General features: G+C 73.4%; 24 protein-coding genes and 1 riboswitch. Of the genes, 13 read left to right on the forward strand and 11 right to left on the reverse strand.

Annotation, left to right across the window (positions count from 1 at the left end; genetic code table 11):
• Nucleotides 1–51 precede the first annotated feature (51 nt).
• Nucleotides 52–996, reverse strand: a complete 945-nt coding sequence (locus Q5694_RS23810) for a glucosyl-3-phosphoglycerate synthase (RefSeq protein ID WP_333935307.1) — start codon at nt 994–996, stop codon at nt 52–54.
• A 153-nt stretch (nt 997–1,149) separates the two neighbouring features.
• Nucleotides 1,150–1,305, forward strand: a riboswitch (SAM riboswitch).
• 18 nt (nt 1,306–1,323) lie between these two features.
• Here Q5694_RS23810 and thrC point away from each other — a divergent pair.
• From thrC to Q5694_RS23840, 6 genes are all read left to right on the forward strand, one after another.
• Complete coding sequence (thrC, locus tag Q5694_RS23815; protein WP_333935308.1) at nt 1,324–2,610, forward strand: threonine synthase; 1,287 nt, start codon at nt 1,324–1,326, stop codon at nt 2,608–2,610.
• An 85-nt stretch (nt 2,611–2,695) separates the two neighbouring features.
• Nucleotides 2,696–2,971, forward strand: a complete 276-nt coding sequence (locus Q5694_RS23820; RefSeq protein ID WP_134033403.1) for a MoaD/ThiS family protein — start codon at nt 2,696–2,698, stop codon at nt 2,969–2,971.
• A 447-nt stretch (nt 2,972–3,418) separates the two neighbouring features.
• Nucleotides 3,419–3,622 carry a cold-shock protein gene (locus Q5694_RS23825; protein ID WP_010035953.1) on the forward strand — a complete coding sequence of 68 codons (204 nt, stop codon included), beginning with the start codon at nt 3,419–3,421 and terminating at the stop codon, nt 3,620–3,622.
• A 333-nt stretch (nt 3,623–3,955) separates the two neighbouring features.
• A complete protein-coding gene (gene groL, locus Q5694_RS23830) occupies nt 3,956–5,578 on the forward strand; it encodes a chaperonin GroEL (protein ID WP_333935309.1) in 1,623 nt (540 codons plus the stop codon).
• A gap of 160 nt (nt 5,579–5,738) precedes the next feature.
• A complete protein-coding gene (locus Q5694_RS23835) occupies nt 5,739–6,896 on the forward strand; it encodes an NADH:flavin oxidoreductase (RefSeq protein ID WP_443040929.1) in 1,158 nt (385 codons plus the stop codon).
• A 91-nt stretch (nt 6,897–6,987) separates the two neighbouring features.
• The gene (locus Q5694_RS23840) at nt 6,988–8,523 is read left to right on the forward strand and encodes a carboxylesterase/lipase family protein (protein WP_333935312.1); all 1,536 of its coding nucleotides are present in this window, start codon (nt 6,988–6,990) and stop codon (nt 8,521–8,523) included.
• 4 nt (nt 8,524–8,527) lie between these two features.
• Here Q5694_RS23840 and Q5694_RS23845 read toward each other — a convergent pair whose 3' ends face one another.
• Nucleotides 8,528–9,097, reverse strand: coding sequence for a hypothetical protein (locus tag Q5694_RS23845; protein ID WP_333935313.1), 570 nt, complete (start codon nt 9,095–9,097; stop codon nt 8,528–8,530).
• Nucleotides 9,098–9,859: 762 nt separating this feature from the next.
• Between Q5694_RS23845 and Q5694_RS23850 the strand changes: the two genes are divergently transcribed.
• Entirely contained in the window at nt 9,860–11,908 is a 2,049-nt protein-coding gene (locus Q5694_RS23850; protein ID WP_333935314.1) for a hypothetical protein, read from the forward strand.
• A 53-nt stretch (nt 11,909–11,961) separates the two neighbouring features.
• Here Q5694_RS23850 and murQ read toward each other — a convergent pair whose 3' ends face one another.
• Entirely contained in the window at nt 11,962–12,921 is a 960-nt protein-coding gene (murQ, locus tag Q5694_RS23855; protein WP_333935315.1) for an N-acetylmuramic acid 6-phosphate etherase, read from the reverse strand.
• 46 nt (nt 12,922–12,967) lie between these two features.
• Nucleotides 12,968–13,903, reverse strand: a complete 936-nt coding sequence (locus Q5694_RS23860; protein WP_333935316.1) for a MurR/RpiR family transcriptional regulator — start codon at nt 13,901–13,903, stop codon at nt 12,968–12,970.
• 55 nt (nt 13,904–13,958) lie between these two features.
• Between Q5694_RS23860 and Q5694_RS23865 the strand changes: the two genes are divergently transcribed.
• Both Q5694_RS23865 and Q5694_RS23870 read left to right on the forward strand, forming a co-directional pair.
• Nucleotides 13,959–14,342: a hypothetical protein gene (locus Q5694_RS23865; RefSeq protein WP_333935317.1), complete on the forward strand. Its 384-nt coding sequence runs from the start codon at nt 13,959–13,961 to the stop codon at nt 14,340–14,342.
• A gap of 7 nt (nt 14,343–14,349) precedes the next feature.
• The gene (locus tag Q5694_RS23870; protein WP_333935319.1) at nt 14,350–14,637 is read left to right on the forward strand and encodes a DUF4031 domain-containing protein; all 288 of its coding nucleotides are present in this window, start codon (nt 14,350–14,352) and stop codon (nt 14,635–14,637) included.
• Here Q5694_RS23870 and Q5694_RS23875 read toward each other — a convergent pair.
• Nucleotides 14,607–15,686: a GNAT family N-acetyltransferase gene (locus Q5694_RS23875; RefSeq protein ID WP_443040930.1), complete on the reverse strand. Its 1,080-nt coding sequence runs from the start codon at nt 15,684–15,686 to the stop codon at nt 14,607–14,609. The genes Q5694_RS23870 and Q5694_RS23875 overlap by 31 nt on opposite strands.
• 10 nt (nt 15,687–15,696) lie before the next feature.
• Nucleotides 15,697–16,359 carry an HD domain-containing protein gene (locus Q5694_RS23880; RefSeq protein WP_333935320.1) on the reverse strand — a complete coding sequence of 221 codons (663 nt, stop codon included), beginning with the start codon at nt 16,357–16,359 and terminating at the stop codon, nt 15,697–15,699.
• 47 nt (nt 16,360–16,406) lie between these two features.
• Here Q5694_RS23880 and Q5694_RS23885 point away from each other — a divergent pair, with 47 nt between their 5' ends.
• A complete protein-coding gene (locus Q5694_RS23885; protein WP_333935321.1) occupies nt 16,407–17,084 on the forward strand; it encodes a maleylpyruvate isomerase family mycothiol-dependent enzyme in 678 nt (225 codons plus the stop codon).
• A gap of 102 nt (nt 17,085–17,186) precedes the next feature.
• Complete coding sequence (locus Q5694_RS23890; protein WP_333935322.1) at nt 17,187–17,912, forward strand: copper homeostasis protein CutC; 726 nt, start codon at nt 17,187–17,189, stop codon at nt 17,910–17,912.
• A 58-nt stretch (nt 17,913–17,970) separates the two neighbouring features.
• On the opposite strand, the gene Q5694_RS23895 is transcribed toward Q5694_RS23890, so the two are convergent.
• Complete coding sequence (locus Q5694_RS23895) at nt 17,971–20,010, reverse strand: HelD family protein (protein ID WP_333935323.1); 2,040 nt, start codon at nt 20,008–20,010, stop codon at nt 17,971–17,973.
• Nucleotides 20,011–20,287: 277 nt separating this feature from the next.
• Between Q5694_RS23895 and Q5694_RS23900 the strand changes: the two genes are divergently transcribed.
• Nucleotides 20,288–20,479 (forward strand): hypothetical protein, encoded by a 192-nt coding sequence (locus tag Q5694_RS23900; RefSeq protein WP_333935324.1) that lies wholly within the window; start codon nt 20,288–20,290, stop codon nt 20,477–20,479.
• 15 nt (nt 20,480–20,494) lie between these two features.
• On the opposite strand, the gene Q5694_RS23905 is transcribed toward Q5694_RS23900, so the two are convergent.
• Complete coding sequence (locus Q5694_RS23905; protein ID WP_333935325.1) at nt 20,495–22,138, reverse strand: DNA repair helicase XPB; 1,644 nt, start codon at nt 22,136–22,138, stop codon at nt 20,495–20,497.
• 181 nt (nt 22,139–22,319) lie between these two features.
• Here Q5694_RS23905 and istB point away from each other — a divergent pair, with 181 nt between their 5' ends.
• Nucleotides 22,320–23,780, forward strand: coding sequence for an IS21-like element helper ATPase IstB (istB, locus tag Q5694_RS23910; protein WP_443040931.1), 1,461 nt, complete (start codon nt 22,320–22,322; stop codon nt 23,778–23,780).
• On the opposite strand, the gene Q5694_RS23915 is transcribed toward istB, so the two are convergent.
• The 3 genes from Q5694_RS23915 to Q5694_RS23925 form a co-directional block, all read right to left on the reverse strand.
• A complete protein-coding gene (locus tag Q5694_RS23915; protein WP_333935327.1) occupies nt 23,758–23,946 on the reverse strand; it encodes a hypothetical protein in 189 nt (62 codons plus the stop codon). The genes istB and Q5694_RS23915 overlap by 23 nt on opposite strands.
• Before the next feature lie 96 nt (nt 23,947–24,042).
• On the reverse strand, nt 24,043–24,174 hold the full coding sequence (locus Q5694_RS23920) for a hypothetical protein (protein ID WP_333935328.1): 132 nt from the start codon (nt 24,172–24,174) through the stop codon (nt 24,043–24,045).
• 193 nt (nt 24,175–24,367) lie between these two features.
• Nucleotides 24,368–26,908, reverse strand: a complete 2,541-nt coding sequence (locus Q5694_RS23925; RefSeq protein WP_333935329.1) for a helicase C-terminal domain-containing protein — start codon at nt 26,906–26,908, stop codon at nt 24,368–24,370.
• Nucleotides 26,909–26,966 lie beyond the last annotated feature (58 nt).

Raw genomic sequence — 26,966 nt, forward strand, 5'->3', positions numbered from 1 at the left:
GTAAACGCTCAAACGTACGGACCTGCCGCGCCCGGCCGAAAACAGCCCGGGTCAGGCGGCCCGCCGCGCCTGGTACTCGGCGATCTCCACCATCGGCGGGCGTTCCTCGGTGTCCACGGAGTACGTCCGGGGTTCGAAGCCGTCGCCGTTCCGCTCGAACTGGGTCAGGGACGGCCGGATCAGGTGCCCCCGGGCCAGCCGCAGCTGGGCCGTGCGGTAGATCTCGGCGGCCATCCTGCCGAGTGCCTGCCCGTCCTGGTGCCGGTGCTTGCGCACGCCCACGTCGACCTGGGCGAGCGCGTCGAGGCCCGCCAGGTGCAGGGCGTCGACGAGCACGCCCAGTTCGACGCCGTACCCGACGGGGAAGGGCAGCTGCTCCAGCAGCGAGCGGCGGGCCGCGTACTCGCCGCCCAGCGGCTGGACGAACCCGGCGAGCCGCGGCCAGTGCATGTTGAGCAGCGGGCGCGCCATCAGCTCGGTGACCCGGCCGCCCTGCCCGGCGGCCCCGCCGAGGGGGCGGTCGTACATGCCCTTGACCAGCTCGACCTCCGGGTCGGTCAGCAGCGGGCCGACGATGCCGGAGACGAAGTCGGACGAGAAGTCCCGCAGGTCCGCGTCGACGAAGCAGACGATGTCACCGCGGGTGACGAGCAGCGAGCGCCACAGCACCTCGCCCTTGCCCGGCAGGGCGGGCAGACGCGGGAGGATCGCGTCCCGGTGCACGACCGTCGCGCCCGCGGCGGCGGCCACCTCGGAGGTGCGGTCGGTCGACCCCGAGTCGACCACCACCAGCTCGTCGACGAGCGGCACCTGCAGCATCAGGTCGTGGCGGACGGCGGCGGCGATGTCGCCGACGGTCTCCTCCTCGTTCAGTGCGGGCAGCACCACGCTCACCGTGCGGCCCGTGCGCTGCTTGGCCGCCAGGATGCTGTGGAGCGGACGGTCGTGCACGGACCAGGAACGGGCGCTCAGCCAGCGCTCGACTTCTTCCAGCACCGTGGCTGCTCCTTGCGTTCTCTCGGCGGGACGGATGTGACGCGTCTCGCGGTTCGGACGACTATCTCAACTGTCCTGGTCGTCGGTTACAGTCTTGAACAACGCGGATGACCCTCGCATGTCCGGGGTCGTACGCCGCCTACAACCACATACAGCTCATCCAGAGGGGCAGAGGGAAACGGCCCGATGAAGCCCCGGCAACCCTCCAGTCGGTTCTCGTAGGTCACTGGTGACCGCGTCGCGAGGCTCCCGGCTAGGGAAGGTGCCAAATCCGTCTCACGGCGAAGTGCGCCGTGAGGAAGATGAGGAGAAAGGGCCTCGCCTCACATGGCTGTGCAGACTGTTGCAAGCACCACCGACTCCACCGTAGACCTCGGTCCCGCCGCGGCCCTCAGCTGCCGCGAGTGCGGTCACCGCGTGCCCCTCGGCCCGGTCTTCGCCTGCGAGGAGTGTTTCGGCCCGCTGGAGATCGCCTACGACTTCTCGTCCTACGACGCCGAGGAGCTGCGCAAGCGGATCGAGGCGGGACCCGCGAACATCTGGCGCTACGCCCCGCTGCTGCCGGTCCCGGCCGACGTCGCGGACAAGCCGAACATCAACCCGGGCTGGACCAAGCTCGTCAAGGCCGACAACCTCGCCCGTGAGCTGGGGGTCGACGGCGGCAAGCTGTTCGTCAAGGACGACTCCGGCAACCCGACGCACTCCTTCAAGGACCGGGTCGTCGCGCAGGCCCTGGAGGCCGCCCGCGCCTTCGGCTTCACCACCCTGTCCTGCTCCTCCACCGGCAACCTGGCCGGCGCGGTGGGCGCCGCCGCGGCCCGGGCCGGATTCCGCTCCTGCGTGTTCATCCCGCACGACCTGGAGCAGGGCAAGGTCGTCATGGCCGCCGTCTACGGCGGCGAGCTGGTCGGCATCGAGGGCAACTACGACGACGTCAACCGCTTCTGCTCCGAGCTCATCGGCGACCCGGCGGGTGAGGGCTGGGGCTTCGTCAACGTCAACCTGCGGCCCTACTACGCGGAGGGCTCCAAGACCCTGGCGTACGAGATCTGCGAGCAGCTCGGCTGGCGGCTGCCCGACCAGCTCGTGGTGCCGATCGCCTCCGGCTCGCAGCTCACGAAGATCGACAAGGGCCTGCAGGAGCTGATCGGGCTCGGCCTCGTCGAGGACAGGCCGTACAAGATCTTCGGTGCGCAGGCCGAGGGCTGCTCGCCGGTGTCGACGGCGTTCAAGGCCGGCCACGACGTGGTGCGTCCGCAGAAGCCGGACACGATCGCCAAGTCCCTGGCGATCGGCAACCCGGCGGACGGGCCGTACGTGCTGGACATCGCGCGGCGGACCGGTGGTGCGGTGGAGGACGTCACGGACGAGCAGATCGTCGACGCCATCAAGATCCTGGCGCGGACCGAGGGCATCTTCGCGGAGACCGCCGGTGGTGTGACGGTGGGTGTGACGAAGAAGCTCGTCGCGAACGGGGCCCTCGACCCGGCGAAGACGACTGTGGTGCTCAACACCGGGGACGGTCTGAAGACCCTGGACGCGGTGGCGGGCACGGGGCTGACCGCGACCATTCGCCCGAGTCTGGAGTCGTTCCGGGCAGCCGGGCTCGTCTGATCGTTGTTCGCTGCGGGCCGGTGGGGGTTGTTCGCGCAGTTCCCCGCGCCCCTGGGTCCGTCACCAAACCGGAGGTTCCGAAGTCATGAGCGTCACCGTTCGCATCCCCACCATCCTGCGCACCTACACCGGCGGGCAGGCCGAGGTCTCCGCCGAGGGCGCGAACCTCGGGGAGGTCATCGCCGACCTGGAGAAGAACCACACCGGGATCGCCGCCCGCGTGCTGGACGACCAGGGCAAGCTGCGGCGGTTCGTCAACGTGTACGTCAACGACGACGACGTGCGGTTCGAGCAGGGGCTGGAGACGGCCACGCCGGACGGTGCCGGAGTGTCGATCATCCCGGCGGTCGCCGGCGGCTGAATCCGGTCGACCGGCTTGATTATTACCTTGAGTAATGCCGGTCACCGTGCGTACATCGAATTGCCCCCACCGTGAGAGAAGCGGAGGGGGCAATTCTGTGTGATTGAGCGCGGTACAGTTGGGGAACGCGTTCCGGATCCACTGACCGGAACCCTGAATTCCTGCCGCGAGCCCGACAAGATGTAGCCAAAGTGTGCGCGTCTTTCGCGGCTTTTGTTCTTTTTGTGTGGCCCGACTTGCCCTGAATTCGGGCGAACTCTCCCCACATTCCGGACCCTGAGCGTCCAGAATTCTCGTCCGATTGACCTGTTGCAGACGGCAGTTGGACAGATACATTCAGCCGCGGTCGACGCGTTCCGGCGCACGCCCCCAACCGTGGGGGGTGAGGTCTGACCCGGGTCCGCGAAGTGTGGATCTGTGCAAGGGCCAGTAATAGGGGAGTTAGGCATGGCTCAGGGCACCGTCAAGTGGTTCAACGCGGAGAAGGGGTACGGCTTCATCGCGGTCGACGGTGGTGCGGATGTTTTCGTCCACTACAGCGCGATCCAGATGGACGGCTACCGCACCCTGGAAGAGGGCCAGCGGGTCGAGTTCGAGATCTCGCAGGGCCAGAAGGGGCCGCAGGCCGACATGGTTCGCGTCTCTGCCTGAACGCGCACCACGACCACAAGCTCACGCGACCGGTCTTCGCGGAAGGGCCCGTACCCCCCGGGGTGCGGGCCCTTCCGCCTGCTCGGGAGCCGTGCGGGGCGGTGTTCGCGGGCGGCTGAGCGCCCCGCCCGATCCCGGGAGGCGCTTGCACTCGCAGGGGTCGAGTGCTAATCATTGCGTTAGCACTCTGAAGGTGAGAGTGACAACGTAAGGACCGGGTCGGTGAGGCCCGCAGGCCGAAGTGGGAAGGAACCACGAGGCAGGCGAGCCGTCCGTCGCGGGCGCGGGCGCGGTCCGGAGTCATCACCCCCAGTCCTGGAGGGACCACTTCACATGGCCAAGATCATCGCGTTCGACGAGGAGGCGCGGCGCGGCCTCGAGCGCGGCATGAACCAGCTCGCGGACGCCGTGAAGGTGACGCTCGGCCCCAAGGGCCGCAACGTCGTCCTCGAGAAGAAGTGGGGCGCGCCCACGATCACCAACGATGGTGTGTCCATCGCCAAGGAGATCGAGCTCGAGGACCCGTACGAGAAGATCGGCGCCGAGCTGGTCAAGGAAGTCGCCAAGAAGACGGACGACGTCGCCGGTGACGGTACGACCACGGCGACCGTCCTCGCCCAGGCCCTGGTGCGCGAGGGTCTGCGCAACGTGGCCGCCGGTGCCAACCCGATGGCCCTGAAGCGCGGTATCGAGAAGGCCGTCGAGGCCGTCTCCGCCGCCCTGCTCGAGCAGGCCAAGGACGTCGAGACCAAGGAGCAGATCGCCTCCACGGCCTCCATCTCCGCCGCCGACACCCAGATCGGCGAGCTTATCGCCGAGGCAATGGACAAGGTCGGCAAGGAAGGCGTCATCACCGTCGAGGAGTCCCAGACCTTCGGTCTGGAGCTGGAGCTCACCGAGGGTATGCGCTTCGACAAGGGCTACATCTCGGCGTACTTCGCCACCGACATGGAGCGTATGGAGGCCGTCCTCGACGACCCGTACATCCTGATCGCCAACTCCAAGATCTCCAACGTCAAGGACCTGCTCCCGCTCCTGGAGAAGGTCATGCAGTCGGGCAAGCCGCTGCTGATCATCGCCGAGGACGTCGAGGGCGAGGCCCTGTCGACCCTGGTCGTCAACAAGATCCGCGGCACCTTCAAGTCCGTCGCCGTCAAGGCCCCGGGCTTCGGCGACCGCCGCAAGGCGATGCTGCAGGACATCGGCATCCTCACCGGCGGCGAGGTGATCTCCGAGGAGGTCGGCCTCAAGCTGGAGAACGCCACGCTCGACCTGCTGGGCAAGGCCCGCAAGGTCGTCATCACCAAGGACGAGACCACCATCGTCGACGGTGCCGGCTCCGCCGAGCAGGTCCAGGGCCGGGTCAACCAGATCCGCGCCGAGATCGAGAACAGCGACTCGGACTACGACCGCGAGAAGCTGCAGGAGCGCCTGGCGAAGCTCGCCGGCGGTGTCGCGGTCATCAAGGCCGGTGCCGCCACCGAGGTGGAGCTCAAGGAGCGCAAGCACCGCATCGAGGACGCCGTGCGCAACGCCAAGGCGGCCGTCGAGGAGGGCATCGTCGCCGGTGGTGGCGTGGCCCTGCTGCAGGCCTCCCAGGTCTTCGAGAAGCTGGAGCTCGACGGTGACGAGGCGACCGGCGCCAACGCCGTGAAGCTCGCGCTGGAGGCCCCGCTGAAGCAGATCGCCGTCAACGGTGGTCTCGAGGGCGGCGTCGTCGTGGAGAAGGTCCGCAACCTCCAGGTCGGCCACGGCCTGAACGCCGCGACCGGTGAGTACGTCGACATGATCGCCGAGGGCATCATCGACCCGGCGAAGGTGACCCGTTCCGCGCTGCAGAACGCCGCCTCCATCGCCGCGCTGTTCCTCACCACCGAGGCCGTCATCGCCGACAAGCCGGAGAAGGCCGCCGCGCCGGCCGGCGGCGGCATGCCGGGCGGTGACATGGACTTCTGATCGACCCGGTCGATCGACGTCCTTCCTGAGGGCGGCACCTCCTGTTCCGGCAGGAGGTGCCGCCCTCGGGCGTGTGCGGGATCACACCGGAGCGCGGGATGGGCCACCGCGGCCGGGCCGTTGAAGCGGATGTCCTATGCGCATGCACATACTCACCGGTATGCGCGTACTGTCCGGTATCCGAAGGAGCCCCCACGTGACCGACGTCGCCTCCCGCGCAGCCGACCTCCTGTCCCGGCCCGTGTCCCTGAACGGCCTGACCGTTCCGAACCGGATCGCGATGGCCCCGATGACCCGCATGTTCTCCCCGGGCGGCGTGCCCGGCGAGGACGTCGTCTCCTACTACGCGCGCCGCGCCGCCGCCGGGGTCGGCCTCATCGTCACCGAGGGCACCTACGTCGGGCACGAGTCGGCCGGGCAGAGCGACCGCGTGCCGCGCTTCCACGGCGAGGAGCAGCTCGCGGGCTGGGCGAAGGTCGCCGAGGCGGTGCACGCCGCGGGCGGCACGATCGTGCCGCAGCTGTGGCACATCGGCATGGTCCGCAACCAGGGCGAGCCGCCCGTCGCGGACGCCCCCGCCGTCGGCCCCTCGGGGCTGCGCATCGGCGCCGACGAGCCCACCGGCAAGGCCATGACCCAGGCCGACGTCGACGCCGTCATCGGCGCCTTCGCCGAGGCCGCCGCGGCCGCCGAGCGCATCGGCTTCGACGGCGTGGAGCTGCACGGCGCCCACGGCTACCTGCTCGACCAGTTCCTGTGGGAGGGCACCAACCGCCGCACCGACGCCTACGGCGGCGACCGGGTCGCCCGCGCCCGGTTCGCCGCGGAGATCGTCGCGGCCGTCCGCGAGACCGTCTCCGCCGACTTCCCCGTCATCTTCCGCTACTCGCAGTGGAAGCAGGAGGCCTACCGCGCCCGCCTGGCCGAGACGCCCGAGGAGCTGGAGTCGATCCTGACCCCGCTCGCGGCCGCCGGCGTCGACGCCTTCCACGCCTCCACCCGCCGCTACCGGGTCCCCGAGTTCGACGGCTCCGACCTCAACCTCGCCGGCTGGACCAAGAAGATCACCGGCAGGCCCGCCATCACCGTCGGCTCGGTCGGCCTGAACGGCGGCGACTTCCTCAAGTCCTTCCAGGGCGAGGGCGCCGAGGTCGGTGACCTCGACGACCTCCTCGACCGCTTCGAGCGCGACGAGTTCGACATGGTCGCCGTCGGCCGCGCACTGCTCCAGGACCCCGAGTGGGCCCGCAAGGTGCTCTCCGGCCGCTTCGAGGACCTCGCCGCCTACGACCCGGCCGCCCTGAAGACCCTCAGCTGAGCCGGCGGGCACGGGGTGCCCGGATCCGCTCGCGACGGCCGATGGACACTGAACGGGCGCTTGTCCGACGGCACTTCGTGAGGAGACCCAGATGACGACGTCCGAGCCCCGCCCCTCGACGGACGGCCCCGGGCCGGTGGTGCGCACCACCGCCGGTGCGGTCCGCGGCCGACGGGAGGAGGGGCTCGCCGTCTTCCGCGGCATCCCCTTCGCCGCGCCCCCGGTCGGCGAGGCCCGCTTCCGGGCGCCCCGGCCCGCCGCGCCCTGGGACGGCGTGCGGGAGGCCCACGCCTTCGGCCCGCCGCCCCCGCAGGACCTCGGCCTGATGGGCGGCCCGGGTCTGATCGACGTGCCCCAGGGCGACGAGTGGCTCACGGTCAACGTCTGGACGCCCGACCCCGACCCGGCCGCCCGCCGTCCGGTCATGGTGTGGATCCACGGCGGCGCCTACAAGCTCGGCCACGCCGGCAGTCCCGGCTACGACGCCCGGCACGTCGCGGCCGACGGCGACGTCGTGGTCGTCACCTTCAACTACCGCGTCGGCATGGAGGGCTTCGCCGCCATCGAGGGCGCTCCCGCCAACCGGGGCCTGCTCGACCAGGTGGCGGCCCTGGAGTGGGTGCGGGACAACATCGAGGCGTTCGGCGGCGACCCCGGGCTGGTCACGCTCTTCGGCGAGTCGGCCGGCGCGGGCTCGATCGCCTCGCTGCTCGGCATGGAGCGGGCCGCGGGGCTGTTCCGCCGGGCCATCGCGCAGAGCGTGCCGGGCACGTTCTTCTCCGCCGAACTCGCCGCCGACATGGGCCGCGCCCTCGCCGCGGAGCTGGGTCTGCGCCCGACCGTCGCCGACCTGTCGGCGGTGGACCCGCGCCGGCTGCCCGGGGCGGGCGAGACGCTGAGCACCAAGATGACCCGGTACGTCGACCGCTGGGGCCAGGCCGCGCCCACCGCCACGCCGTTCGCCCCGGTCGTCGACGGCGAGATCCTGCCGGACACCCCCTGGCGGGCCCTGGCCGCCGGAGCCGCCCGGGACGTGGGTCTGGTCGTCGGCCACAACCGCGAGGAGTACCGCCTCTTCCTCGCCATGGCCGGGCACCTGGGCGGGGTCGGCGAGGAGCGGGCGGCCTCGGCCCTGCGCCTGTTCGCGCCCGGCGGCGAGCAGTCCTACCGCGCCGCCTTCCCCGGCGCCTGCGCGGGCGAGCTGTACGAACGCGTGCAGACGGAGTGGCTGTTCTCCATGCCCTCCCTGCACCTGGCCGAGGCGCAGCGCACGGGCGGCGGCACCGCGCACGTCTACGAACTGACCTGGGCCGCCCCCGGCAACGGCGGCGCGCTCGGCGCCTGCCACGCCCTGGACATCCCGCTGCTGTTCGGCACCTACGGCGCGGACCTGGGAGCGCTGTTCTTCGCGGGCGCCGAGCCGTCCGCCGAGGCCCTGGCGCTGTCCGCCCGCTTCCGCTCCTCCTGGTCGGCGTTCGCCCGCACGGGCGACCCGGGCTGGCCGGTCTACGACGAGCAGCGGCTGGTGCAGGTGCTGGACGCCGAGCCGGTGGTCGCGCCGTACCCGGAGGAGACCGCCCGGCGCCTGTGGGAGAACCACGAGTTCCGCCCGCTGCCGCTGCTGTGAACGTCTAGAGGTTGCCCATCGGCTCGATGTCGACGCGCACGGGCGTGCCCCACACGCGCAGGACCTCGTAGTCGGTGAACTCGTGCACCAGGCGGTACGCCATGGCGGCCCGGGGCGCGCGGCGCTGGGCCGCGATGTACAGCTCTGCCTCGCGGCGGTCCCGCCGCGGGGTGCCGCACAGCTGCCAGGTCTGGCCGTTCCACAGCTCCGGCAGCCAGCGCTGCTGGGGCTGCGGGCGGTCGCCGCGCACGCCGTAGCGGGACTGGACCGGCTCGGTCTGCGGCTGGTACGGGGCGGGTCCGTTGAACTCCGCCCGGCGGGCCGCCCGGCGCCGGGTCTCGCACAGCAGGCACAGGTCCGGAGCGGCCTCGTCCACCGGCCCGTTCGGGTGCTCCGGGCAGCGGGTGCTGGGCGCGGCGTTCGAGACGCTCTCCTCCAGCAGGTCCAGGGCCCGTCGCAGGTCCGCCTTGACCTCGTGCAGCTTGGCGTCCGGCGTGTCGGCGGTCAGGACCTCCCCGTGCTCGCCGAGCAGACGGAGGGCACGGCCGAGTGCGGTCAGCTGGGCGTGGTTCATGCCGCCCATTGTCCTCCGTGGGCCGGTACGGCTCCCGGCGGCGCCGGAACAGCGCGGCGCGGATGGCGGCGGCCCGGTCGTGGACGGCGGGGGCGGGCAGGGGCGCGGCGGGCGTGCGGGGGCGCGCTCGCCGCGGCAGCCGCTGCACCGGCCGCCCTCCAGGGCTTCCGGACGCCCCGGATCGCCGCAGGCCGCGCACTCCAGGACAGGCAGCGGCGGACGCGGGGCGGGCGGCGGCGGGAGCTCGCCGGTCATCGGGTCCGGACCAGGGCGGCGGGGTTGGTGCACGGGGGTCGGCAGCCCGGCCGTGAGGGCCCGCAGCACGTCCTCCTCCGAGGCGCCCCGCTCGAACCACTGCGTCACCGGCGGGGCGAGTGCCGCGCAGTCGGCCCGGGGGAGGGACGGCACGGGCGCCGTGCGGCCGAGCGCGGCCGGCGAGATGTGCGCCCGGGGGCGGGCGGGGCGCTGCTGCCTCGGTACCTCGCCGCGGGTGAGGGCAGCCCACCAGGCGTCGTCCCGGGCCGTGCGGGACCACCACGATCGGGTGATCCAGCGGGAGCCGCCGTCCTGCGCGGTGACGCACTCCCGCCCGGGCGCGACAGGTCGACCGGGAGGTGAAGTCGAGGTGGCGTACGAATGATCTCCGGGTGTACAACCATTTGCCCCTCATCGCCGTCGAACAGGCGTATCGCGCGTACACCCCGGCGTACGCCCCACCGAACGCCGCCCGGAATCCACGTCTGCCCGAGAGAAAGCCCGTCGATGACGTTCCGTTGGCTGTGCGGTGTCCTGCGTGTGCGCGGGAAGACCGACCTCTTGCTTGTGTTCCTGTTCGCCGCCGGTTTCGCCGCACTTCCCCTCTTCGCGCTGCTGCCGTCGCTGTGGGGCTTCGCCGTGGCCTCGCTCGTGACGTACGCGGCCGACGAGGTGCTCCACGCCCGTGCTCCGGCCTTCGTGCGCCGGCTGGCCGCGCTGCAGCTGACCCGTACCCTGCGGTTCGCCGTGCGGACGGTGATGCTGCTCGCGCTGGCCGAGCGCATGGACGCGCCCGGCTCCGTGCTGGTCGCCGCGCTGGCGGTGTTCAGCCTGCACTTCACCCTGGTGATCCTGTACTCGGCCGTGCACCACGCGATACGTCGGCGGCGCGTGCTGCCCGTGGTGGTGCGCAACCTCGACATGAGCGAGGCGGGCATCCCGCAGGCCCCGCCCGCCTTCCTGTACCGGCGCTTCCTGCGCAAGCTGCTGCACCTGGACCTGTTGGCGCACGCGGGACTGCTCGCCGCGCTCGCGGCGGGCGCGTGGCAGGCCGCAGGGGCCGGTTTCGCGCTGACCGCCGGGCTGACGGCGGCGGCCGTGGTGGCGCTGCTCGGCCAGCTGCGCCGGGCCCGCCGGATGCCGGGGCGGGACGCCGTGATCGCCGAGGTCAACCGGCAACTGGCCGCGTACCGCCCGGAGGTGGCGCTGTACTTCAGCTTCGCGTCCGTCTCCCGGGACTTCATGTACCAGGTCAACATGTGGATCGAGACGCTGGAGCAGCTCGACCGCCGGCCGCTGATCATCCTGCGCGAGCGCGCCTCGTTCCGCTTCCTGAGCCGGACGCGGATCCCCGTGGTGTGCGTGCCGAAGGCGGACGACGTGGCGCAGCTGGAGCTGCCCGAGCTGCGGGTCGTCCTCTACCCGGGCAACGCGGGCAAGAACGTGCACATGCTGCGCGTCGCCGAGGCCAAGCACGTGTTCATCGGGCACGGCGACAGCGACAAGCTCGCCAGCAGCAACCGCGTGAGCAAGGTCTACGACGAGATCTGGGTGGCCGGCCGGGCCGGGCGCGACCGTTACCGGCGGGTGCGGCACGCCATCAGCGACTCCGCGATCGTCGAGGTGGGCCGCCCCCAGCTGTCGTCGATCCGGCTGCACGCCGACCACGTGCCGGGACCGCTGCCGACCGTGCTGTACGCGCCGACCTGGGAGGGGTGGAGCGACGACGACTGCCACACGTCCCTGATCCCGATGGGCGTGACACTGGTCGAGAAGCTGATCGCGGAGAACGTCCGGGTCCTCTACAAACCCCACCCCCTCACCGGCAAGCGCTCGCGCGCGGCGGCCGAGGCGGACCGGGCCGTCCGGGAGCTGCTGCGCGCCGGCAACGAGGGGCGGGACGCCGAGCGGGCGCAGTCCGCGATCGCCGCGGCCCGGCCGCGCATGGACGAGATCCGGGCCCGGCTCGGCGAACTGTCCGGACGGCTGCACGGCGACGACGCCCAGCAGACGCGCGAGGCCCGGGTCCCGGGCCCGGACGGCGAGGACGAGTGGCACGAGCTGCGCGCCGAGTGGCACCGCCTGTTCTGGGCGAGCCGGGGGCCGGTGCGGCACGAGGTGATCACCGGTCGGCTGCCGACGCTGTACGCGTGCTTCGACGAGGCCGACATGCTCGTCAGTGACGTGTCGTCCGTCGTCGCGGACTTCGTGGCCGGCCTCAAGCCGTACGTCCTGACCAACGCGGAGGACCTGCCCGATGAGGACTTCCGGGCGGCCTACACCACGGCCGGGGGCGCGTACCTCCTCGACCGGGACTGCACCCGGCTGCCGGAGATCCTCCGCTCGGTGCGCGAGCCCCGGCACGACCCGATGGCGCCCGAGCGCCGCGTCCTCAAGGAGTACGTCCTGGGCCCGGACCACCCGACGTCGCTGCGGCGGTTCAACGCGGCGGTCGAGGCCCTCGCCGCGAAGGCGGAAGCCGAGCGGGCGCAGCCGCCGGAGGAGGAGCGGCGGGTCGCCGTGGTGGTGTCCGGCCCGACGGTGCTGCTCACGTGAGCCGCCGGCCGTGACGGCCCGGCCGGGCCGTCACGGCCGGCGGGGTGCCGCCCTCAGGTGCGGCCGTCCTCCGGCCGGCCCGGGGAGTGGGCGTCCAGGGCCGCCCGGAGGTGGCCGTCCGCCTCCCGCAGCAGACGGGCCGCCGTCGGGGCGTCCACGTCGGCCAGGATCGTGAGGATCGCGTTCTTCACCTCGCCGTCCGTGGCGGTGAGGGCCTCTTCGATCTCCTTGTCCTCGGCGCCCGTGGCGAGGGCGACGATGCGGTGGGAGCGGGCGCGGAGCTTGTCGTTGGAGGCCCGGACGTCGACCATCAGGTTCCCGTAGGTCTTGCCCAGGCGGATCATCGTGATCGTCGAGAGCATGTTCAGGACGAGCTTCTGTGCGGTGCCGGCCTTCAGCCGGGTGGAGCCGGTGAGCAGTTCCGGGCCGACGACGACCTCGATGCCGTGGTCGGCGGCGGCGGCCAGGGGGCTGCCCGCGTTGCAGGACAGGCCGACGGTGAGGGCGCCCCGCTGCCGGGCGTACTCGACCGCGCCGACGGCGTACGGGGTGCGGCCGGAGGCCGAGACGCCGACCACCGTGTCGTCCGCGGTCAGGCCGAGCGGCTCCAGATCGGCCCGGGCCAGGTCAGGGGAGTCCTCCGCGCCCTCGATCGAGGTCACCAGGGCCTGCGGGCCGCCCGCGATCAGGCCGACCACCCGGGACGGGTCGGTGTTGAACGTCGGCGGGCACTCCGAGGCGTCCAGGACGCCCAGCCGGCCCGCCGTGCCCGCGCCCGCGTAGACGAGCCGGCCGCCGCGGGCCATGCGCTCGGCGACGGCGTCGATCGCGGCCGCGATCTCGGGCAGCCGCGCCGCGACCGCCCCGGCCACGGTCGCGTCCTCGGCGTTCATCAGCCGCGCGATGTCCAGCGTGGGCAGCCGGTCGACCTCGGCCAGCTCCGGCCGGAAGGCCTCGGTGGTCAGCATCGCCAACTCGGTGCGGACGTCACGGGATTCGGGGGCGGAGGTCATGGACGGCTCTTTCCGTGTGCTTCCGGTGCTGGGCGGGGCGGCCGGCTCAGGAACGGTGCCGGTGGGCCAGCGCCTCGTAGGACGCCGAGAGCGCCGGCGCCGCCGACTCGTACGTCCGCTGCGCCACCCCCACGAACAGGCAGTCCACCACGAGGAGCTGTCCGGTCCGCGACGACATGGCCGCCGGACGCAGCTCGCTCTCCCGGGCGGTGGAGGTGGTCAGGACGTGGTCGGCGTACTGGGTGACGGGGCCGTCCGGGCGGCCGGTGATGGCGACCGTCGTGGCGCCGCGCTCGAAGGCCACCCGCAGCGGCTCGATGACGTCGCCCGTCGACCCCGAGTGCGTGACGGCGATCGCCACGTCGCCCGCGCGCAGCTGCACGGCGTTGGTGACGGCCAGGTGCGGGTCGCTGTGCGCGTGCGCCATCAGCCCTATGCGCAGCAGCTTCTGGGTGAGGTCCTGGGCGACCAGCCCGGACGCGCCGACGCCGTAGACATCGGTGCGCCGGGCCGAGGCCAGCGCGGTGACGGCCGCTCCCAGCTGGACCGTGTCGAGGCCGGCCGCGGTGTCGGCGAGGGTCTGCTGCTCGTCGTAGGCGAGCTTGGCGACGACGTCGGCGATCGGGTCGTCGACCGCGATGTCCGTGGTGATGGCGGGGGCCCGGCCCGACTGCTGCTGCGCGGCGAGCCCGGCCAGGGCCAGCCGCAGGTCCCGGTAACCCGGATAGCCCAGCAGCCGCGCGGTGCGTACGACGGTCGCCTCGCTGGTGCCGGTCAGCTCGGCGAGGCCGGTGACCGTGAGCGCCGCGCAGCCGGCGGGATCGCCCGCGACGGCCTCGGCGACGCGCTGCATGGAGCGCGTCATCGACGGGCCGAGCGTGCGGACCTTGGCCGCGAGGGCCGCGGGGGCGGGCGGGGCGCCGACCGTGCCGCCGGGACCGCCGCGGTCCCGGGCGAAAATTTCCTTCACGTCACGGGTCACCACTGAAAGATATTTTCGGCGCGGCGTCCGGGTCAAGAGTGCGCACAATGGGTGCATGGACCCCATCAGCCCCCTGGAGCAGGCGCTGCACGCCGCGCGCGCCCTCGTGCTGGCCGACCTCGTCGCGGGACGCGTCGCGGAGGCGGACGTCGTGTCGCTGGTCGAGGAGTCCGTCACACAGCGGCGGTGGTGGGTCGAGCAGTGGCCGGAGGGCGCGCGGTACGTGGCCGGGCTGGTCGCGCAGGACGTGCAGGACGCGCTGCTGGAGCGCTACGGCCGCTGGCCCCTGTGCCCGGTGTGCGGCACCGGCCAGCCCCACGCGCTCGACGTGGAACCGGAGTTGGGGCCCGACCCGCACTGGGTGTGCGGCGAGGCCGGGGTGAAGGTCGCCGCCGTCGGATCGCTGGGCGAGGCCCTCGGCGGTCCCGCGTCCTCGTGAGGTCCGGGTGACCATCTACATCGACCCGCCGACCTGGCCGGGCCACGGCCGCCTGTGGTCCCACCTGATCAGCGACGTCTCCTACGACGAACTCCACGCCTTCGCCGAACGCCTGGGCGTGCCCCGCCGCGCCTTCGAACGCGACCACTACGACATCCCCGCCCAGCGGTACGCGGACGCGGTGGCCGCCGGTGCCGTGGAGGTGCGCAGCCGCGAGGTGGTGCGGCTGCTGCACGCGGCGGGACTGCGCCGGGCCAAGGGCCGCTACCCCTCGCCGGGTTCGCGCAGCTCGTAGGTCAGGTGCTCGGGGTCCTCCGCGACCCGGGTGAAGCCGGCCCGCGCGAGCACGTTCTGCGACGGCGTGTTGCCCCGCTCGACGTTCGCGACGACGGTCCGCGCCTCCGGCCGGCCCAGCGCCCACTGGGACAGCGCGCGCAGCGCCTCGGTGGCGTAGCCGTGGCCGCGGGCGCCCTCGACCAGGTCGTAGCCGATCTCGGTCAGCCCCTCCGCGTCCGGCACGCCGTGGAACCCCATGGCGCCCAGCGCCCGGCCGTCCTCGCGGCGCACCAGCGCGTACATGCCCCACTCGGGCAGGTGCACCCCGTCCTCGTACTGCCGGTGCAGCAGCCCGGCGCCCACCCGGGTGCCCTCCACCGGGCCGCCCTCGATCCACGCGAAGCCGCCGTCGCCCACCGCGGCCAGGTCGGCGGCCGCCGCCGGGGTGACGCCCTGGAGGGTGAGCCGTTCGGTGCCGATGACCAGGTTGTTGCTCCAGCGCCAGCCGCCGACCGGGGGCCGTCCGGGCAACTCGCCGCGTCCCGTGGCCCACAGCAGCGTCCGCCAGGGTGTCTCGCCGGGCCGCACGTGCGGGAAGATCCGGCCGAGCACGAACGCGCACAGCTCGGGGGCCGGTTCGTACGCCAGCCCCAGGCCCTCGGCGACGTCGTGCGTGTGCAGCAGCACCTCGGCCACGCCCATCGCGGCGAAGCCCTCGCGGTTCGCGCTGCGGAAGGGGTAGGGGTGGAAGGCCCGCACCTCGCGCGGCGTGGTGCGGATCGCTGCGGCCAGCAGCGCCCCCGTCGTGCCGATCACCCGCAGCGTGTCCGCGTTGCCGGCGCCCTCCTCCAGCACGACGTCGAACGGCGTGTACGACTCCTGCTCCCGCCCGGCCAACTGCCCGGCGTACGCGATGAGGTCCTCCGCGATGTGCACGGCCGTGCGCCGGCAGCTCCACTCCAGCCGCCCGGCCTCGACGCCCTCCCAGTCGCGGCCGGTGACCGTCCCCAGCAGCCCCACGCACTCGGCGACGGCCTGCTCCACCTGTTCCGCACCCGTGGTCCACATGCCGGGCAGACTACGAGGGGTCCACGCTCGGCAGCGACAGCATTTCCAGCTCGGAGGACAGGTTGTACCGGGCCGTGGCCTCCCACTCGGCCGCGCCGTGCGGTGTCCGGAACAGCCGTGGCAGGTCCAGGAGCCGGCGCAGGATCGCGGCGCGTCCCGTGCGGAAGGGCTCGTTCGGCACGAAGTGGTACTCCTCGCGGACGGCGGCGGTGTACGCGGCGTACGCCGAGGGCGGGGAGGCGAGGACGGCCAGGTCGGCGTCGCACAGGACCTGGCCGTCGGGGTCGTCGTCGGCGGGGTCGTGGGTGACGGTGAGCCGGACCAGGCGGGCCACCTCGGCCACCTGGGCGTCCGGGACGCCCGCCTCCGGCAGGGCCCGCTCGGCCAGGCGGGCCGAGCGCTCCTCGTTCTCGGAGCGGTCGGGCAGGTACACCGCGTCGTGGAACCAGGCGGCCAGCCGCACCACGTCCGGGTCCCGGGCGTACCGCTCCAGCTCGTCGACGCGGTCCAGGACCGCCGTCAGGTGCCCGGCCGTGTGGTAGCGGCGGTGGGGCTCCTGCCAGCGGGCGAGCAGGTTGTCGGCGTAGGGCACCGGGTCCGGCCCGCCGGACGGCCCCCGGACCGCCTCCAGGGCACGGACGAAACGGGTGCGCAGGGTCTCCGGGTCGGCCATGGGCGCATTCTCCCGCCCGGAGGGCCCGGGCACCTAGCGTGGGGCCCATGACGACTCCTGCTGACGTGCACGACGTACGGGACCCCGAGCAGCCCGGGCGGCTGCTCGCGACGGAACGCGACGCGCTGATCCCGCTGCTGCGGGGCCGGCGCGCCGAGGACTTCGCCCGGCCGGTGGCCGCGTGCCCGGGCTGGACGGTGCGGGACGTGCTGGCCCACTGCTCCGCCGCGCTGACCCGGACGGCCGAGGGCAGGCTCGAGCCGGGCGTGTTCTCGCCCGAGTCCAACGACCGCGACATCGCCGAGCGGTCCGGCTGGAGCGACGCCGAGGTCGTGGACGAACTGGAGCGCGGGATGACCGCGGCCGGGCCGGTGATCGCCCGGGCCGGCGGGAAGCTGGACGGTCTCGCCCTGGGGGAGTGGGTGCACGCCGGGGACGTGCGCGAGGCCCTGGGCGAACCGGGGGCGTACGGCGGGGCCGGGCTGCCCGACGCGCTGGAACTCCTCGCCCGCATCACCCGGGAGCGGGGACACGTGCCGCTGCACGCCGACCTCGACGACCTGGACGAGCCGCTGCGGCTCGGCGGGAGCGGCGGGGAGCGGCCCCCGGGCCGCTTCATCGGCGACGGGCCGACCTTGGTCAGGCTGTACGCGGGACGGCCCGCCGGCGGGGCCGTGTTCGAACTCGCCGGGGTGGAGGCGAAGGAGCTGAACATCTACGGGTGAGCAGGTCCCCGGGGCGTGGGAGGCGGCGGGAATGGGCAGCGTAGTCTGTGATTGGACTAGACCTGTCATCGAACGCCGACGCGATGCCGACGAAGGGGCCCCATGAGCAAGCGTGCAGTCCTGGAGGTGATCGCCCTCGGCGTCGAGGACGCGGTCGCCGCCCAGGAGGGAGGCGCTGACCGCCTCGAGCTGGTCACCGACATGGCGGCCGACGGACTCACCCCGTCGCCCGCCACCGTCGCCGGGATCCGGCGTGCGGTCGACATCTCCCTGCGGGTGATGATCCGTCTCGCCGACGGGTTCGCCGCGGGGGACGTCGACCGGCTCGCCGGTACGGCCGCGCAGTTGCGGGAGGCCGGCGCCGAGGAGTTCGTGCTGGGCTTCCTCGACGCCGGAGGCGCGGTGGACCTGGCGGCCGTGGAGCGGGTGGTGGCCGCGCTGGACGGATGCCCCTGGACCTTCCACCGGGCCATCGACCGGGCCGCCGACCGGGACGCCCTGCGCAAGCAGCTGGACGGGCTGCCCGGTCTGGACACCTACCTGACGGCCGGCTCGGCGGACGGCGTCGACGGCGGGCTGCCCGTACTGCTCGCGGAGGCCGGGCGCGCCGGTGAGCCGGGCTACGAGCAGCAGTTGCTGGTGGGCGGCGGGCTGCGGCTCGACCACGTGCCGGTGCTGCTCGAGGCCGGGGTCGACGGCTTCCACATCGGCGGCGCGGCCCGCCCGGGCGGCTGGGACGAGCCGGTGTCGGCGCAGGCCGTGGCCGAGTGGCGGGCCGCGGTGGACGGCGTGCGGCACACGTCCCCCGCTCCCCTGGCGGCGCCCTAGGGTCTGTCTGACGACTTCCGCCGTCGCCGCGAGGCAGGAGGGAAGTGTCGGACAGGCCTTAGGCCAGCTGCGGGGGCAGCGGTGCCGTGTGGGTGACCGTCAGGCCCGACACCGCTCGGGTGAGGGCCACGTACAGGCGGCGCAGACCCGTCCGTTCGTCCGGTTCGCCGTCGACCACCGCGCGCGGCTCGTCCAGGACGACGTAGTCGTACTCCAGGCCCTTGGCGAGGGACGCCGGGACCAGGGTCAGGCGGGTCTCCCGCGTGGTCTCCTCGCCGGGGCCGAGGTAGGCGATCCCGGCCCGCTTCAGTGCCTCGGCGAGTTCCGGGACCCGGGCGTCCGCCGCGATCAGGCCCGTCGAGCCCTCGTTGCGCAGCGCGTCCCGGCAGGCGTCGACCACGTCCGCCGCGCCCGACACCGGCCGGACCTCGAAGTGGCCCGGGTTCTCACGGATCGACACCACCGGGGTGAGGCCGGGGGCGATGTCCGGCAGCAGCCGTGAGGCGTAGGTGATGACGTCCGTCGGCACACGGAAACCGGCCGTCAGCTCCTCGATCACCGCGTCCGCCTTGCCGAGGTGCGCCAGCGCCTCCTGCCAGCCGCGCGTCGCCCACGGCGTGGTGCCCTGCGCCAGGTCGCCGAGGACGGTGGCGCTGCCGGTGGTGCAGCGGCGGCCCACCGCCCGGTACTGCATGGGGGAGAGGTCCTGCGCCTCGTCCAGGACGACGTGCCCGAGGGAGTGCGTGCGCTGGACCAGGTCGGTGGCCTCGTCCACCAGGACGGCGTCGGCGGCCGACCACTTGGCCGACTTCACGCTGCGCGCCGGCCGGGCCCACAGGATCGCCTTCTGCTCGTCCGCGTCGAGGATCCCTTCCGCGTGCCCGGCGAGGAACTCCGCGTCCGACAGCAGCCGCAGCACCAGCTTCGCCGGGTCGACGGCCGGCCAGATCGCCTTCACCGCCGCCTTCACCGCGCTGTTGCGGGCCACCGCGTCCTGCACCCGGTCGTCCGGGGCCTCGCCCGAGCGCTCCATCTGCACCAGCACGGCGTGCGCGATGCGCTGCGGCAGGGCCTCCCGGGCGGCGCCGTAGCGGATGTCCCGGTCGAGCAACTGGCGGACGATGTCCTGCAGTTCGTACGCCGGGACGCGCCAGCGGCGGGAGCCGCGCACCACCACGACCGGTTCGGTGGGCATCGTGACGTGGGAGTACAGCGCCCGGCGCAGCACCTCGGCCATGCGGGCGTCGCCCTTGACGATCGCGGCCGCAGCCTCGTCCGTGCCCGTGATCACGACGTGGGCCACCAGGTCCTCGACGGTGGCCTGCTGCACGGTCAGCTCGCCGAGCGCGGGCAGCACCTGCTCGATGTAGTGCAGGAAGGACCGGTTCGGCCCGATGACCAGCGTGCCGGTGCGGGCCAGGCGCTCGCGGTGGGCGTACAGCAGGTAGGCGACGCGGTGCAGGCCGACGGCGGTCTTCCCGGTGCCCGGGCCTCCCTGGACGCACACCGAGCCGGCGAGCCCGGACCGCACGATCTCGTCCTGCTCGGGCTGGATCGTCGCGACGATGTCCCGCATGGGACCTACGCGCGGGCGCTCGATCTCCTGCTGGAGCAGCTTGCTGGTGCGGGCCGCCTCCGCCGGGTCGGAGAGGTGCTCGTCCTCATAGGCGGTGAGGTCGCCGCCCGTGTAGCCGAAGCGGCGGCGCAGCGCGATGTCCATCGGGTCCTTCTTGGACGCCCGGTAGAACGGCTGCGAGACGGGTGCGCGCCAGTCGATGACCATGGGGTCGCCGTCGTGGTCGTGCACGTGCCGCCGCCCGATGTAGAAGCGTTCCCCCTCCGCTCCCTCCGCCCGGTCGCTCCCGGGCGCGTGCAGGTAGTCGAGCCGGCCGAAGAACAGCGGGGTGTCGCTGAGGTCGGCCAGCGACTTGATGCGCTCCTCGATCTGGCGGGCCAGCACCTCGGCGTTGACCCAGTTCGCGGTGACGTCGGTGATGTCGAGGGCCTCGACGTCCTCGCGCATGGCGCGCAAGGCGGAACGGGACGCCGCGAGGTGGGAGCGCTCGCGGGAGAGCGGATCGTCGACGGGCGTGGACAAGGGGGTGCCTCCGGAGGGACCTGCTGGGGAAGGGCGGTGAGATGCCGGCCGGTTTCCGTCCGGTCGGCGGCACTCCGTGAGGGAGGCGGGCAAGAGCGGAGATCTTAGAGGAGCGGGGCCACCACCCGCGAACGGTTTTTCCGTCCCCTAGGGGACGGGCGGGGGCGGGCCCCTCCTCCTCGGGGGGACCGGTCGGCCCACAGGCGTACACGGACGGCCGGGAGGTTCCGTCCCGAGACCGACGCGGGCCTTATGGGTCGAAACGCACCATGGAGACATGAGCGCAGCAACCGTCCACCCCGCCCCGGCACCGGGCCGCCCGCCCGGCGCCACCGCCGTGGCGGGCAGCCACCGCCACCGTCTCGGCGATGCCCTGCGCGCCGTCAAGGTCTTCGCGGGCGCCGCCTTCGACGTGATCATCCTCGGTCAGTACGGGGAGGAGGTCGGCGTGGTCCGCCGCCACCGGTGAGCGGACCCGCGGGCCTCAGCTCTCCGCCAGCAGCTCGTCCGCGTCCATGATCCGGTACGCGTAGCCCTGCTCCGCCAGGAAGCGCTGGCGGTGGGCGGCGAAGTCCTGGTCGATGGTGTCGCGGGCGACCACGGAGTAGAAGTGGGCCTGGTGGCCGTCCGACTTGGGCCGCAGCACCCGGCCGAGGCGCTGGGCCTCCTCCTGCCGGGAACCGAAGGTGCCCGACACCTGGATCGCCACCGTCGCCTCCGGCAGGTCGATCGAGAAGTTCGCGACCTTGGACACCACGAGCACGCTGATCTCGCCCGCGCGGAAGGCGTCGAAGAGCTTCTCCCGCTGCGCGTTGGACGTCTCGCCCTTGATCACGGGCGCCCCGAGGTGCTCGCCCAGTTCGTCGAGCTGGTCGATGTACTGGCCGATGACCAGGATCTGCTGCCCGGCGAAGCGGCGGACGATCGCCTCCGTGACCTTCCGCTTGGTCGCGGTCGTCGCACAGAAGCGGTACTTCTCCTCCGCCTCGGCCGTGGCGTACGCGAGCCGCTCGGAGTCGGTGAGGTTCACGCGGACCTCGACGCAGTCGGCGGGCGCGATGTAGCCCTGCGCCTCGATCTCCTTCCACGGCGCGTCGAACCGCTTGGGACCGATCAGGGAGAACACGTCCGACTCCCGGCCGTCCTCGCGGACCAGGGTCGCGGTCAGCCCCAGCCGGCGTCGGGCCTGGAGGTCGGCGGTGAACTTGAAGACCGGCGCGGGCAGCAGGTGCACCTCGTCGTAGAGGATCAGCCCCCAGTCCCGGGAGTCGAACAGCTCCAGGTGCGGGTAGACGCCCTTGCGCCGGGTCGTCAGCACCTGGTAGGTGGCGATCGTGACGGGCCGGATCTCCTTCCGCGTCCCGCTGTACTCGCCGATCTCCTCCTCGGTCAGCGAGGTCCGCCTCACCAGCTCGTGCTTCCACTGCCGGGCGGAGACGGTGTTGGTGACGAGGATCAGCGTCGTCGACTTCGCCTGGGCCATCGCGCCCGCACCGACCAGCGTCTTCCCCGCGCCGCAGGGCAGGACGACGACGCCCGAACCGCCGTGCCAGAAGTTCTCCACGGCCTGCTTCTGGTACGGCCGCAGCGCCCAGCCCTCCTCGGCCAGCTCGATCGCGTGCGCCTCGCCGTCGACGTACCCGGCGAGGTCCTCGGCCGGCCAGCCCAGCTTCAGCAGCGTCTGCTTGATCTGCCCGCGCTCGGAGGGGTGCACCGCGACGGTGTCCGGGTCGATCCGGGCACCGACCAGCGGGGTGATGCGCTTGGACTTCAGGACCTCCTCCAGCACCGGACGGTCGGTGGTGGTCAGGACCAGTCCGTGCGCCGGGTGCTTGGAGAGGGTGAGGCGGCCGTAGCGGTCCATCGTCTCGGCGATGTCCACCAGCAGCGCGTGCGGCACCGGGTAGCGGCTGTACTGCACCAGTGCGTCCACGACCTGCTCGGCGTCGTGACCGGCCGCGCGCGCGTTCCACAGGCCCAGCGGGGTCACCCGGTAGGTGTGGATGTGCTCGGGCGCCCGTTCCAGTTCGGCGAACGGGGCGATGGCCCGACGGCAGTCGTCGGCCTGCTCGTGGTCGACTTCCAGGAGCAGGGTCTTGTCGGACTGGACGATCAGCGGACCATTCACGCGCGGCATCCTTTCTGCGGCCGGACGGCTCGGACGGCTCGACAGCTCGACGCCTCGGCCAAACGTCCAGTGTGCCTGATCCACCGTGTCACGTGGTGTGATCTGTGCGTCCGGTCGTACAGAATGCCTATTCATCCCAACGTGTGGTGTGAATTCAGTTTTTCCTTCCCGGACCCGAAGAATGCGGATCGTGCAGAATCCGCCGACCACCACGCTCGGATACGCCCTGTTCGCCACGCGCTGGCTCCAGGCCCCGCTCTACTTCGGGCTCGTGGCGGCCCAGGGCGTCTACGTCTACAAGTTCTTCAAGGAGCTGTGGACCTTAATCCGCATGTGCGTGGGCGGGCACGCCACCGAGACGTACGTCATGCTGGCCGTGCTCAAGCTGGTCGACGTGGTCATGATCGCCAACCTGCTGATCATGGTGATCGTCGGCGGCTACGAGACGTTCGTCTCGCGCATCGGCCTGCAGGGCCACCGCGACCAGCCGGAGTGGCTCTCGCACGTCAACTCCAACGTCCTCAAGGTCAAGCTCGCCACGGCGATCGTCGGGATCTCCTCGGTCCACCTCCTGCAGATGTTCGTGGACGTCCACCACACCTCCCACCACTCCCTGCTGTGGGGCACGGTGATCCACATGGCGTTCATCGTCTCGGCGGCGATCCTCGCGTACATGTCGGGACCGATGGCCGCGCACGCCGACCGTGCCCACGGCGCACGCCCCCACGACGAGCCGTCCCGGTCACCCGGACCCGCCACCGCGGAGCGGCCCGCCGCGCACCACCGGGAGAGCCCGTGCCCCGACGACCCCGCGGCGCACACCGGCCACCGGACACCCGAGCCGTCCGGGCGGGCCCCGGAGACCGCGTGGACCGAGGCGCCGGAGCGGGGTCATGGCGGGCGGGGGGCGCCCGAGGATGCGGGGCGGGTCCCCGGGGCACCGTGGACCGAGGCTCCTGAGCCGGGCCGGGCCGATCCGTGGACGCCCGGCGTTCCCGTCGCCGCGCTGCCGGGCCCCCGCCGGACCGGGCCGGCCGAGCCCGTGCGGGGCGGTGCCGGCTTCGACGCCGAGGAGCTGATCCGTGCCGCCGGGTTCCCCGCCCGGAAGCTGCTGGAGGACTTCGACGACCGGCACCCGCGCGGCGTGGACCGGGAGGCCCTCGCCCGGCTCGGCAAGGCGGACTTCGTCACCGCCCGGCGCAACGTGGTCTTCGTCGGACCACCGGGGACCGGCAAGACCCACCTCGCCATCGCCCTCGGCGTGCGGGCCTGCCGGGCCGGGCACGCCGTACGGTTCGCGACCGCCGCCGACTGGGCCGCCCGGCTGGCCGCGGCCCGGGCCGCCGGCCGGCTCGACGCGGAGCTGACCGCCCTCGACGATCACCCCCTCCTGATCGTCGACGAGCTCGGCTACGCGCCGCTCGACGCGGCGGCCGCGGGCCTGCTGTTCCGGCTGGTCGCCCACCGCTACGAACGCGCCTCGCTGATCGTCACCGGCGACCGCCCCCTCGGCCGCTGGGACGAGATCCTCGGCGCGTGCGCCCCCGCGCTGGCCGACCGGCTCGCCCATCACGCCGAGATCGTGCGGCTGGACGGCGAGAGCTACCGGACCCGGGGCGCTACCCCGGCGTGGGCAGACTGACGTTGTTCACCAACGGGCCCTCGACACTCACCCCCTCGGTGATCAAGGACTCCACCCCGGCGACCGGCAGGGGCAGCGGCAGCGCGGGCCCCGCGGTGGCGGCGGGCGCGGCCGCACCCAGCAGGGCGACGGCGAACAGAGCGACGGCGGCGAACTTCTCACGCATGACGCGACGGGACCTTTCCCTGCCGGTGGTCGGGGCGGCGCGACCGCGGCCCGGCCCGGGGACACCGCGGCCGGCCCGGCGGTGCGGCGGAACGGATCAGATCTGCGGCGTCTCCAGGACGAGACCGGCGATGTCGATGCTCACCGCGGCGGCCGGAGTGGCGAGCGAGCCGAACGTCATCAGTACGGCGGTGGCCAGGACGGCGGCGATCCGGCGGGCAGCGCGCATGAAGGACTTCCTTTCGAGTGGCACCGACCCGGACCCCTCCCGGGACCGGGTCGCAACAGGACACCCGGTGGCTGCCCCCGTGCCCGGCGCGTGATGCGGCACGCCCGGCAAGGTCGCCCGAGGGTGGGACATCCCCGGCGTGGCGTGCATGAACGCCGGGGTGCACCCGAAGGGGTGAACCCGCGGTGGCGTCTCAGCCGGCGTCGTCGGCGAGCTCCGCGACCCCGGTGATGCGGTGCAGCGGATACGTGCGGACCTCGTCGGCGGTGTGGTCGTAGGCGGTGACGAAACCGCCCTCCACCCGGATCGGGGCGATCAAGCGCTGGCTGGCGGCGCCCTCCGCGTTGACGTAACCGATCCACAGCGCCTCGCCGGTGAGGACGGCGGCCTGCATGGTGGCCAGGGTCTCGGCGGAGTCGGTGCGCGGCAGCGCCCCGTCCGCGGCCGGGGCCGTGCCGGGCTTGCGCGGAGCCGTGGCGGCGAGGTCACCGGCCCGGATCGCGCGCAACGCGGCCGACAGGAGGGTGTCGTCGGGCACGGGCGGGCCGTCCGGGACCGGGTCCGGGGCGCTGCGGGGCGGGGTGCGGTGGGCGAGCGCGCGGGTGATCAGCACATCGCCCTCGGCGGACTCGGCGGCCGGCGCGAAGCCCATCGACCGCAACCCCTCCAGCAGCCCCGCCGGGTCGGCCTGCGCGGCCAGCACGGTCGGGGCGAGCCGGCGCAGTCCCAGACCGCCGGCCCGCTTGTCGGCGAGGATCTCGTTGAGCACCGCCTCGTCGTCGCAGCGCACGTACGACGACGCCGCACCGACGCGCAGGTGCCCGTGCCTGCGGGCCACGTCGTCGATCAGGTAGGCGAGCGGCTGCGGCACCGGCGTACGCGAGTGCGCGGCGAGGAAGGCGTGCAGGTCCGAGGCGCTCCGCCCGGCGTCCAGGGCCCGGCGCACCGAGCCGGGCGTGAACCGGTAGACGGTGGCCCCGCCCTTGGACTCGACGTCCGCGAGCACCCCGAGCATGTCGGCCAGCGGCCGCCGCAGGGGCCCGGGCGCGACCGCCGTCAGGTCGGCCTGGAGCAGGACGTGGTCCAGCGGCTCGGGCAGCAGCGGGGCGAGCAGCCGGGCCGCGGCGGCGGAGGCGACGGCCTGCTCGGCCGGGGACAGGGGGGCGGGCGGAGCGGGCCGGTGGTGATGGTGGACGGGCAGCTTGTCGCCCGGGCCGGAGGGCTGCGCCGCGGTCTGCCTCGCCGGGGCGGGCGGCAGGCCCAGCAGGGCACGGCCGTGCCCCGACAACGCGCCCCGGCCCGTGACGCCCAGCAGTTCCGCCTCGGCCAGCGTCCACTCGGCGAGCCGCCCGCGCAGATCGTCCTCGCTCCGGTCGCCGCGCAGGGGCCGCTCCCAGCGCAGCCGGGCGAGCACCGACGCGGCGGCCGGCGCGGCCCCCTCGGGCAGCCCGGCCAGCAGCGCCAGCACCCGGTGCCGGACCTCGGGCGCGGCCGACCGGTCCAGCCCCGGCCCGAGCGCGGACAGCGTCCGGTCCTTGGCGTCGCGCCCGCCCACCAGTCCGGGCGTGCGGGTCGCCGCGAGCCAGGCCGTGACCAGCCGCGCCCAGCGTTCGGCGGCGGGCTGCTCGCGCCACTCGTCGAAGGCGGGGGTCGCGGCGTACCGCTCGTCGGCCTCCCCGTCGGAGGCGATCAGGCCCGCCGCGTACGCCAGTTCCACCCAGAACGCGGCGACCGGCTCGGGCACGTCCAGGGCGACCGCGGTGCGCTTCAGATCGCGCACGCTCAGGCCCCCGGCCCGCAGCACCGCGGGGCCGCCCTCGTCCCAGTCCTTCAGCAGCTCCTCGACGGTGGCGAGCGCGGTGTACGCCTGTCCGGCGGCGGTGCTGTCCACAACCTGTGGACGGTGCGCGGCGGCGGCCTCCACGACCGGCGGCACCGGCTCGGGCGTGCGGTGCGCCCGCCCGCGCCGCAGATGCAGGGCGACCTCGCGCGGCAGGACGACCGTCCCGGGCGCGGTCGGCAGCAACAGCCCGCGGTCCAGCAACCAGCGCAGCCGGGGCGCCGGATCGGCCGTCACCTGCCCGTACGGCGGTCCCCACACCAGCCGCTCCAGCACCTCCAGCGAGTCGGCCGGGGCCCCGTCGAGCAGCGCTGCCATCCGTTCGCGGTCCCCGAACAGCGCCGACAGCGCGGTCACCGCGGAGACCGTGTCGTGGGTGGAGGGCAGCCCGGCGGTCGTGACGATCTCCTGGATGCGCCCCGGGGACATCCCGGAGGCGGCCTCCCGCACCGTCGGGCCCAGACCGGTCGGCGAGGGGTGCTGCGGCGAGGGCGACAGCAGTTCGCGCGCGGTGCGCACCAGCCGCAGCCGGTCGTCGCCACCCCACACCAGGGCCTGCTCGCGCAGCACGTCCAGGGCGTGCGGCAGGGCCGCGACGACGGCCGGTTCGGCGTCGTCCCCGGCCATGAGCCCCAGCAGGTCCCCGTACTCCGCCGGGTCCGGGGCGACCGCAAGCGCCTCCGCCGTCTGCAGGGTGAACCGGTCCAGCCGCTCCAGGGCCCGGACGACCGAGGCACGCGTGCCCGCCCGCGTCGCCAGCTGCGTCAGGTCGGTGGGGACGGGCGTGATGAGGTCCGGGCGGCTGCGCAGGAGCGCGCCGAGCGAAGCGTCGCCCCGCGCGCGGAGCGCTTCCGCGAGGGAGCGGGGGGCCGAAGGCGTGTCCTCGGTGCTCATCCGGTCCACGGTAGCGGGTCGCCTTCCGGGCCCGGGCCGTCCGTGCGCGGCCCCGCTC

This window comes from Streptomyces sp. AHA2, assembly GCF_036857595.1.
Taxonomy (GTDB): domain Bacteria; phylum Actinomycetota; class Actinomycetes; order Streptomycetales; family Streptomycetaceae; genus Streptomyces.